This window comes from Legionella qingyii (genome assembly GCF_003184185.1).
Genome location: NZ_QHJG01000001.1, coordinates 211,838 through 223,970, shown reverse-complemented (window position 1 = coordinate 223,970; position 12,133 = coordinate 211,838). Strand labels below are relative to the sequence as shown.

The window sequence follows — 12,133 nt, the reverse complement described above, 5'->3', positions numbered from 1 at the left end:
CGAATCATATTATAAAGAGGGTTACATGCAAGAACGATTTTTTAAGGAAGCCAGCTCTGACTTTTCAATGTCACTCCCATCTCTTAGTTCGGAAGACTTACACTATTTACAGGCTTTATGTGATGAAGATGTTGATATAAATACTTTGCTTATTCAAAAAATGCCTAAAACAGATTTACATGTTCACGCTGAAGCTGGCTTTTTGATTGATATTGAATTAGCTAAAATTATAGCAGAGCGTAATAATATCCCTTTTCCATATGACTTGGTCGATGAAAAAAACCAGCAATGGAAATTTACTGGTTCGGATGATCTGGATCAATTTATCAAAGACTTTCGACGTATTTCGAATCTTTTAAAAACACCACAAGATATCGAAGATATCACTTATGCATTTTATAAATATTGTTATGAGCATCATGTCATTTTCGCTTTGCCAGGGATCTCCTGGGTTCAATGTAAAGAACATATCTCTTTTGTTGAATTTAACCTAGCCTATAATCGTGGCCTCATGCGAGGGCTCAAAGAATTTGGTGATGTGACCACATTAAGATTACGCTATTATCAAGAGCGACACATCGATCCAAAAGAATTTCAGAACATATGGGATAATATTCGACAATATCCCAATCCGATGGTAACAACCATAGGCCTTGCAGGCGCGGAAGATGGGTACCCCCTAGAGAATTTTTTAAATTTTTTTGATGAAGTCAATCAGTATAGACGGCGAGAGGGTAATCCTTGGTATTTTATCACCGCCCATATCGAGCCAGAGGCACAAGAACATACCCTGGAAATTGCAAAAAAATATCTTGACCGATTTGCCCATGGAAGAAATGTCGCCAATTATCCCGAACTCGAAAAAAAACTTAAATGTGACGGCATGACACTTGAACTATGTCCGTTAAGTGATGTTGCATTTTTTCCAAAATCGATACCCAATTTACAAGCCCATACTCAATTTCAAACTTTATTTAAAGATGAAATGATCTCTTTAAATTCTGATGATCCCGCATTTTGTGGCGCAATTGATGCGGTATATCAGGCAGTTTTTAAAGAACTCAACTGCAATATGGCACTTTTATTCCGATGCACTTATAACGGTTTATTTGCAGTAACACCTAATACATTAGAAGCAATGCATCTTTTCGCACCAGAAACTTATCAGGCCCATATGTTGCTCCTCAAACACAGTATGTTGAAGCTTAAATTTTTTGAACTATATGTTCATTTATTACAAGAGATTAGAGCAATAAATGATGAATATCGTGAACTTAAAAAACACATTTTGGGAATTAGCTTACACACACCAATAAGTGAATTAAATCGCATCTCATCACATCTTTTAAACATTGGAAAAGAGACAAACATCACATCATTAATAGATATAAAACAGGAAATTATTAGAACGGCTAAGGTATTAGAAACAGAAACGCTGCAAGCCATAGAGAAATTTGAACACAATTATCTCCTCTCTCAAGAGCAAAACATCAACTGTCTTGAACTATAATGCAAAACAGCCTCGTAATCTTGCAATGAATCCTGGTTACGGCTTCGCATTCCCCCAGGCTAATAGTTTGAATCAATGTAGCCTGGGTTCAGTCCAAAAAACGAACATAATATTGTTTAAAAAATCACCTCTTTTAATTATTTCTTAATTTTATTCCAATATAATAATGTTTTATTATTATTCTTTTTGATTCGTTTTTACCAAGAGTGGCCATGAAAAGACAATTTCCATCCAGTGAGCGTGAAAAGCACTATTATAAAGAAGTTGGCAAAAAAATTGTTTGCGTGGAAGATGAAGAAGAACAAAGAAAAATCGATAAATTTATGGAGCGGCATTCCATCACTCCTCCAAGTACATCCCGTGAATCAGGTTATTCGTCCTATATGTTTCATGGAAGCAACGTTGAAGTAAATACCGCCATGGTAAAAAAACAAAAGATAGATAAAGATCACTATCTCATTTCAAGAACCTCTAAGGCCCCTGCCCTGCCCGTTTCTTGTTTGGCTTCGACAGAACATGTAGTCGCCATGCAGGATCAAGTTGCGAACTTCAAATCAGAATCTGAACCAAAATCAAAACAGAATGTAATGTACCTCATCCAATTATCCTGTAGTGCTAAAAAAATGAATGTTCGAGATGAAAAAAAAGCGATTTTAAGTCTCATTCAAGAATATGATAATACTTTAAACAAGAATAATATCAGGATTACCTATAATAAGGGAAAAGCTGTTTTTACAATTAAGGTGAGTACACAAGTTGCAGATATTCAATTACTTGTTCGTGCCTTAACGAGCAAAAAGAAATATAAAATCGTCGATTGCTCTTTTGAAGATATCGGTTTAAATCAAGGAGTTTGTCTGGTCAAGAAGGATGCATCCAATCCTATTCATGCATTAGTTAATATTGCAGATTCTGAATCTGAAAAAGGATTCCTTGAACGAGATGCCGGCACAACATCAGGACGCCATACAACGGCTTATCAAGATTGCAATTGGACATTTAATTTCTTCACCAGTTTGGAAGATTTGCGCAAGAAAACGGAATATCCTGCCAGTGCCTTTGCTATAAAAATTATTAATGCAACCTAAGTACCGTTCTTAGTAATCATATTCGTTGACACCCGATCATGCCAAGCGGGATTGGGTCATTCCAACCCAAAATACTCGAAGAAATCGCAAGACGAGGGCATAAGGCAAATCTTGAAATACTTACTAGGAACTATGTGTTCAAACCATTACATATGAACCAGAGCAGCTTTGGAGAACGCCATGTGCAGCGAATAGTTTAAGTACCACTGCCGAAGATTATGCACGGGTTCGGACAAGCCTGGATGTGTGATGAACAATTGCAATATGCATTTGAACCTCAGATTCGCATGTCTCAGGACCGATGGGCAAAAGAGACCGTATCTGATGCAACAGCATTGAACTATTTGGCTGAATGTTTAGGATTTCAACTCGAAATTGATGAAGCGTATGGGGACTATTCCTGGTTTCCTCGGGTGAGCCGGGTAACGAAATGGATTAAAGATATAATGCCAACAGCACGTTTTATAAAATAAGCCCGGCTCATTCAAAGTAAAATAGAACTTGCTCCTATTATCTGTGCCAGGTCGTGCCAGTTCGAACTTTACCGCAATTACCGTTAACACAACCTTTATTTACGCTCGTATGATGGCAAGTCCCTCCATAACATGCTGTATAACTTTTATGATATCCCCACGCAGCAAAAGAGCTGGATACAAAACCACTCATAATGACGATCATTAAAATCTTTTGCATATTTTTTGCTAGCATTTGTCACTCCTAGAGTTACATTCCTAATTATGGTCATTAAAAGTACATCTCGCAGTTAGTATAGTTGAGTTTGGTGTATTTTGTTGATCGATGAATCTGTTACAGAAGTAGTATGTGATATCATTTTTGGAATTCCACTCACATTTTGAAATTTATGCGACATTTTTTTCAAGAAGTGCGCCAACTACCCGGCAAAGAACAACTTAATGTACATGCCTTGCTAATAACAAAGCTTTCCCTTTATGAAACAGAAGTACCGCAAGATAAGCTATTTATCCGCTCAATAATCCCGGAGCTAAAATGTTTATTTCATAATCATGAGCAATCTTTTAAAACCCTGGCCTTCACTTTAAAACACCATTTAAAGCAACACTCGAATATTTCAGAACCACTTAAATTTTTTATTAATCATGTAATTGAAATAACAAAAGATGCTAATTTTCAAAATTACTTTAAGAAAACAAAAATCAGTACTGAGGACATTGAATGCCGAATAGCTCGTATTTTTGAATCCAACATCGCAACAATAATGTTGCAAAATCCCAGCAAAGCAACATGGGATTGCATCGGTAAAGTAAGTAACAATATAATTCAATTTATAGAATCAAACTATAATGAACAAATCTTCGACGCTTTTCTTGAAAATCTAGGTCCAGATCCAATAGAACCACAGAACCCCAAACTTGCTTTGGCTTTCGGACGCTACTCAAAGACTCCAGATCTAAAAGAAATTATTGAAACGCTTAAAAAGCAACGAAATTTTCCCAGAATCATGTTAATTCATTTTATGTTTATGCGAGATGTTTATTGTCATTTTGAACTACCCTTAGAATCTCAAAATCACATCAAAAAATTTGGATATGAAGGAAGTTTGAGACAATTTATTTTAGAAAATAAAAAGGCAGATATTGGCTCTTTTTTCTGGAATTATTCCTCATACCCTTTATACCACGACAGGGGCAGAGGTGAATTTAAATTTTATATTTCCCAAAGATTAGGTATTTGTGTCGCCTCAGAAGATCGAAAAAAATTCCCATTATTTGAAACTACATGGAACCCTGACTGTATTTGCCAGGAAGCAGATCTTGAATCAAAGTATACGCAATCTCTTATTCATCGTGGCATTCCCTATGTTGCCGGTCCCTCTGGGATGACCTCATTGTTAAGTGCCAGTATGTTATTTATGGGACAATTTAAAAGCATGGAAGAGCATTACCATTATATCTTCGCAATTATGTCATTTATTGTAGGCGGAGGGTTACATAGTATTCATGAAACACTCGCTGTTATTCATGAGCGCTTAGGCTTACTACGCCTTTATCAAGCCGATGGACCGCATGCAGGAAACTATAACGATTTCTTTAAATTATTTCGACACGATAAAGTAATATCAAGAAATATTAATCGTGCGTGGGATGCTACAATTAGCTGGATGTTTGAAACATATCCTGAGCTTATACCCATTCAAGATTACCCAGAACCCAAAGAAGCAACCTTTTTAGAAAAATTAACCCCTTTATTTTTTTGTTGTTCCTAAATAAAGTACTGCGTCAAGAACAACAGGATTTCTTCTCTAATCTGCCATCTGACATGGATTAGATTATTTTTTTAATAATGCCCACAATAATAAAAGCATGGCCATTGTTTAATAAACAAACAATGTACTTGGGATTGTATTATACTTATAAAAAAGCGGTTGATTACACCAGGGAAATAAAATCAACACCAACGATTTTATAATGACTTTAAATAATAACGATTTGATTTAAAATTAATTTGGAGAATAATGTGTCAAAATGGGAAGCATTACTTACATCTTTATCCTTAAATCCTAAAAAGCCTAATCCGCGGGACATAAGCAAATTAGAGCTATGGTATTTACAGAATGTTAGTAAACAACCTCTTTATGAAAACTCTACTACAGCTGATAAAAAATTAACTCTTCTAAAGCAAGAAATTTCGCATTTTCTTGATACAGTCGCTGACATTTCAGTCGACAAGTGTTCTGAGAAATTTGATCATTTAGGAGGTATGAATGCAATACAATACGCCAGTAAGAAAGGATATGATCTTTACCTGAATACGATTTTAGAAAAAGATAGGAAGGCAGTTAATCTTGCTACAAGTGGCCAATTATCGCCCTTACATCTTGCTGCACTTTATGGCCATCATTTTGCAGCAACAGTTTTACTTGAGCACGGCGCGAAGTCTAACTCACTGACTCGACTGCAACAATCTCCAGCTCATTTAGCTCTGACCATGCCACCATCAACCTCAGCTAAAGATAGGCCTTCTCTCATGGAAAGAAAGTATGCCATTTTTTATGACCTCTTGGTTAATAACTCAAGAAATATCATTGCAACTGATGATAGTGATAATACACTAGCCCATGTGGCCGCAGAAAATGGATTTTCTACCGTCCTTGAAGACTTGCTTGACTATCCAAACCTCCTGAAGATGAAAAACTCATCTTCTCATACACCGCTCCATTCAGCAATTTTAAATAACCAAAGCGGATGTATAGAAGTTCTGATTAAAGAAGAAGCATTATTAGCTATACCTGATAAAAATGGCCGCTTGCCTATACATTACGCCGCGATGTATAGCCAAGACTCTATGCTCGAACATTTTGCGAGAGTTCCTTATCTCGATTATCAAGATCTTAATTTAAAGACCCCTTTAATGTTAGCAGCAGAACAAGGACATACTGAGAAGGTAAAGCGACTCATTGAAAAAGGTGCAAATCCAGCATTGCAGGATCAATATGGCAGAGATGTTCTTCATTATGCATTGATGTCGTTAAATACTGAGTTAGTTACGTGGCTCGTTTCTAATGTTGAAGGGATCAATGTAAATCAACAAGATAAATATGGGCGAACAGGACTAATGAACTTGTTACAAGAGACAGAGCCTGATGATCCAAACCTTCAGATAGTTGAGATATTAGCGCATGTCCTAATTGAGGCCGGTGCCAAATCAGAGCAAACAGATAAAATGGGTAAATCATTACAAGATTATCTTGATAGCAAATTTACTCGTTCTGCAATGAATACACTCGCCTAATTAATACTGAGTAGGTGCCCTATGATAAAGAAAGTCCAGTTGTTTAAAAAAGAATATGAGGATGAGACTTTTATAGATGATATTAATAGCGATATAGAAAAATTAAATCGTTTAATTGATATATATAACGTAGCTCCCCATGCCCAGAAGGCTGAAGCATTATTACAGGTGCGCCAACAATTACTCAAAATCGATGCGAATGTGGGAGGAGAGTTAGCTGTTGTAATAGTTTCTTCAAGCTTCCCTTATACTAAATTCTATCAAGAGATATTCAAAGAAATTCGGGATGAGCTGGCACTTTTAGGTTGTCCTGGTTTTAGTGCAAAGCAAATTAATCAATGGGACATAGAAAATTGTAAAAAGAACGAAAGAATCCCTTCCGCAGTATTATTTGAGAAGGAAAACCAGCCAGATTTTTTAGCGCAAGTTTTTGGTACAAAAACATCAACAACCATTGTAAAAACTACTCGTTTATTGAAAGAAATCGATCTGAGAGTTATTGATGAAAATACGGAGGAAAATTATTATCAACTTTCCATTTTAAAACAATCGATTCGCGAATTGATTGCCTCAGAAACCATTTCTACCGCAGATAGAACAACATTAAATGACCTCATTGCGAGGGTAAACAACCGGTTATCGAATATAGTAGAAAATAATCCTCGATTACGTTCTAAAGTTTACCCTCCCCAAGACGCAAATTTGGCACAAAACATCGACAATTTAAGTTATGAGACAGCACAAAAAATTGTAAAGATTCTCTCATTTCCCAAAAAATTTGATGCGGATACATTTCATCAAGAATTTGACGCCATACTTCCTGGATTAGAAAAATATCAAATAAAATTTTTAGGTGGTGGAAATGCCCAAAATTATTTACTTACTGATAATGAAACTGGCCTGCGGCAAGTTTTAAAAATTACCCCCAACAAAGGAAATTACAGAAAAACCTATGAGCGCCTTAAACAAACTGCAGTAAGGGACAGTCTTGCAGAAGTATATGCATCTCAGCAAGCGATCCAGAAGCGATCTGGTGATTATATATACAGTCTTGAACTTACTGAGTTTTGTGCAAAAGGCGATGTATTATCTCATGGCATGAAAGTACAAGCAAAAATTGCACTTATTGAAAAAGATATTGCAGGTACCGTTGAAGAATCTGACCAGATAGAACTACAAAAATTATGTGATGAGTTCACAGAATATGATGAAATTTCAGCTGATGAGAAACGACAAATTCTTACTCAGTTAAGAGAAACTCAGGTTTTAAATGCAGTCAATATTTATAGCCAAATGGCTGATATTTTTTTAAATTTTCAAGCAAACAATGGTTTTTTCCCGGATGCAAAGCCCACAAATTTTTTAGTGACTGAATTCGATCAAGTTCTTATCGCTGATACAAAATCGTTCTTAAATTCTGAAAATGGACTTGTGAATCCCCGCAAAATACAAAAAGAAGGCTTTTTGCAATATTCATCGGGATTTCGTTCCCCACAATTTGAACATGGGGATCAAACTGGAGAATTGTTTTCTGCAGAGAAAGAACATTCCTATCTCATGGGGCTAAGCTTGTATTGTTATATAACTGGCACGGATATTAATGAAGTTCCCGTAGAAGCAAAAGATCATCCTGATTTTCTGAACTTTGATGGGGATGTATTTCAATCACCCAAAGGTCAAAAAATTAAAGCGCTGATTCAAGGTTTAACTCATCATGATGCAGATCAACGGCTCAATATCCAGCAGGCAAAAGATGCATTACATGCTATTACACATGACATCAAAGTTGAAAAATCCCCCTTTAAATCAAAAACCGAAGCCTACTTTTATGCTTTGCACAACCTAATGGAACTTGCAAAAACCTCAAACGATGAAAAGCTCCAACAAGCAATTAAAGAGATGAAGATTCTAATTGAAAACCATGAACAGAATCCTGGGAAGGCTGTAACTATTTTAACTTCTCTCGCATCACAACTTGAAGATGAGGGACAACAAACCCTGCTTCGCGATATTGCTTCAGCCATTCAAAATAGCGCCTATCAACAAACACTCCAAGAAAAATATGACAATCCATTGGCAAGACGTTTTGAATCAGAAATGCAAATCGCCTTACTCAAGAGCCCGACAGATAAGATGATGGAGTCCGTTGGTCATGTATCTCAAGCCTTAATAAACGTTTTTAAGCAAATGGAACAGCTTAACTATAAGGATATACTGGAAGAGTTTGCAGAAAATTTAACAAGTGGGAAAGAGCAGACAGGTTTTGGCTCGCAGCCAGAATCAATTAAAATTGAGCAAGTGAGACAAATTTTACAAAGAAATGATCCTAATGAATTAAATCAAATCATGTTCATCCAATTTCTTTTTGCTCAAAAGTGGATGCGACAACTACCTGAATCGATTCTACCTCCGAATAAAAATGAACCTACAGGAAGAATGCTTGAATTAGTTAAAGAATATAATGATGGAGAATATAGAGATAATCCCCAGGCATTTTTTAATGAATTTGATAATGAGAAATTGAAATTTATTTCTGATAAACAAATGTATGGTTCCAAATTATTCACTGCGGATCCAACAAGAGGACGGCAAGGAAGTCTGCCAACGACATTTTCGAGTCAAATGGGGCTAATGCGGCTAGGGCAGAATCAGGAAGGTTTGGACGTCGATCGTTCCAGTTGGACACCTGACGTAAAATATCAAGAGGCAAATCTAGACTCTCCATTTACTCGAGACTTGATTGAGAATGATGCGGTCTATGCAGCAGGACCATCAGGTATGACCAGTTTATTTATGGGCATTATGGAAAACTATGGGAATTTTACAACCGTTGAAGCAAAGCAAAATTACTTATCCGCTGTGTCTGCCTATATGGTAAGCGGAGGACTTCATAGTTTGCATGAGGTCCTTGGACCTGCACAGTATGCACTGAATCTGATACCTGGTTATCAGGTATCACCGCCGAGTAAAGATGAAGTTGCCAGTCCACCTAATTTTCATCAGTTTTACCAACAACAAATGAGTTTGGATCCTCAATTTGAAGAACGATATCAGCGAGGATGGGAAAAAATGATGGAGGCTTATGCGAAACAAAAGGATCAATTTGTCCATGCACCTGTAGCGAGTCTGTCCGCGGTTGAACAAAAAGTATTGACAAGTAATCCTCCAGAAAATCCCTATGCAAGTCTATCAGAAGATAAAATGCGCACGATGTTGCAGAAAAATCCGGAACTCAATCCTGTTCCTGTTCAACAGGACTTGGTAAATAAGGAAAAAGAGAAATATAAAGGGAGTAAAGAGAGTTATATTAAACAGAATTTAATGAAAATAAGCGTTCATTATATGAAAGGTGATGAACAAAAATTGGAAGAGGCAATTAATTTCTTACTAAAAACTGTATGTAAAACAAGAACCAATATTCTCTATTCTTATTCTACATCAACCACCTCAGCTATAAATTTAGCTAATGAAATATGTAAAGATGAAGGGTTGAGAAAAGTTTTTGGCATCCATGGCGATAATCCAACAGATTGGAAAAAGGAACTAAACGCCAGGATGGAAGCAGCCTGCAATGACGAAAACATTGTTGTCCCCGACTTTTCAGAAAGCCCTAAAAATAAAAACTTATAAAGTATTGAACTTTCTAGATTAAACATTTTTTTAAAATTAAGGCTACATCAGGTATTTCGCTCCCCCAAAAAACTAAAATTCACTGGTGATTTCGGATTCAAGTTGCTCCTAACCTGTTTATATACTGCAATCTAACACTCATTGAGCATCATAATGCTTGATGATAATAGGCTCATGAAGATTAAAAAGTGAATTTTGAAATCTAAATTAAATTGAATTGTTAGGAAAACGCACAGCATTTTTTTACTTATTCTCTTGAGTAATTCAATAGCCCCAAATCAATTTTTTTCGAACCATATGTATATTAATTGATACAAAACAATGAGTTAATCTGTATAATAAATTCCATGCACTTGGTGGAATATTAAATGAATCGCTTCATTCTTAATCCGTACTTTAATCTGTTGGCTTATTTATTTTAAAATACACAATGAATTATAAAATCGCTGAAAAATACCTCACTGTAATTAAAAAATCACTTACTGGTTCTTTAGACACTTCTCAGCCAGACCACTGGCATTTTAATATTGCTTCCGCCAAAGCCTTTAAATCATTTATGACAAATGGCCAAGTTAGAACGCTCATTGGTCCTAAACGATTGGATAATATAGAGCAATCAATTAAACATATAACGAATAACCATGTTGTTGGTGATATTGTTGAAGCTGGCTGCTGGCGTGGCGGTGCTTTATTGTATTTAAAAGCCTGTCTGAATGTTTATGGTAATCCCGATTCAATACCCAGAAAGGTTTGGGGGGCTGATTTATTTCCCGAATCAAGCACGCTAGTGACTTCCTATTCCAAATTAATTCGCCTCAAAATTTTATTAAAAATCAGGAAGCTATTGCCTCAAAAGGCGCGACAGCGTTTAGCAAATTCTGTGATGGAAGCTTTTCCTTATGAAATGTACGACGAAGCAACTTTAAGTAAAATTTTTGCTCTCGCCAATTCATTAACCTACATTAAAAAAGAGTCCTTAATTTCAACCTCTCATCATGATCTTCTAGAAGCATTCAAACGATATGATCTAAATGATGACTCCATAAAATTAATGCCCGGCTGGTTTCAAGATACCTTGCCGCAAATGCAACAGCAAATCGAACATATTGCCCTTTTGCGGATTGACGCTGATTTTTATCAATCAACATTGGACGTACTTAATGCCTTATACCCAAAGCTATCGCAAAATGGTATTTGCATTATTGATGATTATGGTGGCTTTACTGAATGTCAAAGAGCTGTGGATGAGTATCGTAAACAGCATCAAATTACGGAGCCCATGGAATCAGTTGACGGTACGTGTTATTACTGGATCGTCAAGAATCGCATCCAACAATGAAGTTAACACCTGGCCTGGCCCAAGCTCAACAAAGTCCAAATAGCCTAAAGCCAAACAATATTCTATGCTTTGATGCCAAAATACAGGGCTCACTAACTGTTGGCTGAGTAGCTTGGGCATCGCTGTCAAACAATCAACATGGGCCCGTGCAGTTGCATTTAATAGGATAGGATATCGCGGTTGATGCAACTGAAATTGCTTGAGATAGGAATAAAAGGTTTCAGCCGCCGTATGCATCAAGGGTGAATGAAATGCTCCGCTAACCTTTAAAGGAATAAAACGCCCTTCAGTGAATAACTGCGAACTGGCAGCAATCGATTCCTTTGTCCCTGAAATTACTGTTTGCATTGGAGAATTATAATTAGCAATCACCAAGGGCAGCCGGTTTTCTTCGATAATCGCCTCAATTTTAGCCGCATTTATTCCCAAAATTGCTGCCATAGCCCCCTCTTTCGCTTCACTCATCAATTCTGCGCGTCGTTTAACGATGTTCAAGCCAGTAGCAAAATCAAAAACGCCAGCCGCATACAGTGCCGCATACTCACCTAAACTATGTCCCAATACCATATCCACCTTTAAATGAGCCTTTCTCTCAAGCCAATCCATAATTGAAACACAATAAATAAGCGGCTGAGTGTATTGCGTTTGGTTCATTTCCTCACCAAATACAGCGCGCTCAATGTCATAACCGAGGAGCTGATTCGCCTCAGCAACCAGATCAGGAAACAATTTAAATAACTCCTTTCCCATTCCTTTGTATTGTGAACCTTGGCCTGGAAATAATAATACACTCAT

8 protein-coding genes are annotated in these 12,133 nt (G+C 36.6%); 7 read left to right on the top strand and 1 reads right to left on the bottom strand.

The window, feature by feature from the left end:
• Positions 1-25 precede the first annotated feature (25 nt).
• From DGG96_RS00775 to DGG96_RS00740, 7 genes are all read left to right on the top strand, one after another.
• A complete protein-coding gene (locus DGG96_RS00775) occupies positions 26-1,510 on the top strand; it encodes an amidohydrolase family protein (protein WP_110141112.1) in 1,485 nt (494 codons plus the stop codon).
• A 212-nt stretch (positions 1,511-1,722) separates the two neighbouring features.
• A complete protein-coding gene (locus DGG96_RS00770) occupies positions 1,723-2,598 on the top strand; it encodes a hypothetical protein (RefSeq protein WP_110141111.1) in 876 nt (291 codons plus the stop codon).
• A gap of 218 nt (positions 2,599-2,816) precedes the next feature.
• A complete protein-coding gene (locus DGG96_RS00765) occupies positions 2,817-3,071 on the top strand; it encodes a hypothetical protein (protein ID WP_126955284.1) in 255 nt (84 codons plus the stop codon).
• A 389-nt stretch (positions 3,072-3,460) separates the two neighbouring features.
• Positions 3,461-4,843: a hypothetical protein gene (locus tag DGG96_RS00755; protein ID WP_110141108.1), complete on the top strand. Its 1,383-nt coding sequence runs from the start codon at positions 3,461-3,463 to the stop codon at positions 4,841-4,843.
• A 251-nt stretch (positions 4,844-5,094) separates the two neighbouring features.
• Complete coding sequence (locus DGG96_RS00750; protein WP_110141107.1) at positions 5,095-6,369, top strand: ankyrin repeat domain-containing protein; 1,275 nt, start codon at positions 5,095-5,097, stop codon at positions 6,367-6,369.
• 21 nt (positions 6,370-6,390) lie between these two features.
• Positions 6,391-9,999 (top strand): hypothetical protein, encoded by a 3,609-nt coding sequence (locus DGG96_RS00745; protein ID WP_110141106.1) that lies wholly within the window; start codon positions 6,391-6,393, stop codon positions 9,997-9,999.
• A 430-nt stretch (positions 10,000-10,429) separates the two neighbouring features.
• Positions 10,430-11,338 carry a TylF/MycF/NovP-related O-methyltransferase gene (locus DGG96_RS00740; protein ID WP_110141105.1) on the top strand — a complete coding sequence of 303 codons (909 nt, stop codon included), beginning with the start codon at positions 10,430-10,432 and terminating at the stop codon, positions 11,336-11,338.
• Here the strand turns inward: DGG96_RS00740 and fabD are convergent.
• Positions 11,285-12,133: an ACP S-malonyltransferase gene (gene fabD / locus DGG96_RS00735; protein ID WP_110141104.1), complete on the bottom strand. Its 849-nt coding sequence runs from the start codon at positions 12,131-12,133 to the stop codon at positions 11,285-11,287. The two genes, DGG96_RS00740 and fabD, sit on opposite strands and share 54 nt — an antisense overlap.

Bases quoted from the DNA above. Each gene is read 5' to 3' on its own strand.
- DGG96_RS00765 (WP_126955284.1), top strand. From the start codon at position 2,817: ATGCACGGGTTCGGACAAGCCTGGATGTGTGATGAACAATTGCAATAT.
- DGG96_RS00770 (WP_110141111.1), top strand. From the start codon at position 1,723: ATGAAAAGACAATTTCCATCCAGTGAGCGTGAAAAGCACTATTATAAA.
- DGG96_RS00740 (WP_110141105.1), top strand. From the start codon at position 10,430: ATGAATTATAAAATCGCTGAAAAATACCTCACTGTAATTAAAAAATCA.
- DGG96_RS00745 (WP_110141106.1), top strand. From the start codon at position 6,391: ATGATAAAGAAAGTCCAGTTGTTTAAAAAAGAATATGAGGATGAGACT.
- DGG96_RS00755 (WP_110141108.1), top strand. From the start codon at position 3,461: ATGCGACATTTTTTTCAAGAAGTGCGCCAACTACCCGGCAAAGAACAA.
- fabD (WP_110141104.1), bottom strand. From the start codon at position 12,133: ATGAGTGTATTATTATTTCCAGGCCAAGGTTCACAATACAAAGGAATG.
- DGG96_RS00775 (WP_110141112.1), top strand. From the start codon at position 26: ATGCAAGAACGATTTTTTAAGGAAGCCAGCTCTGACTTTTCAATGTCA.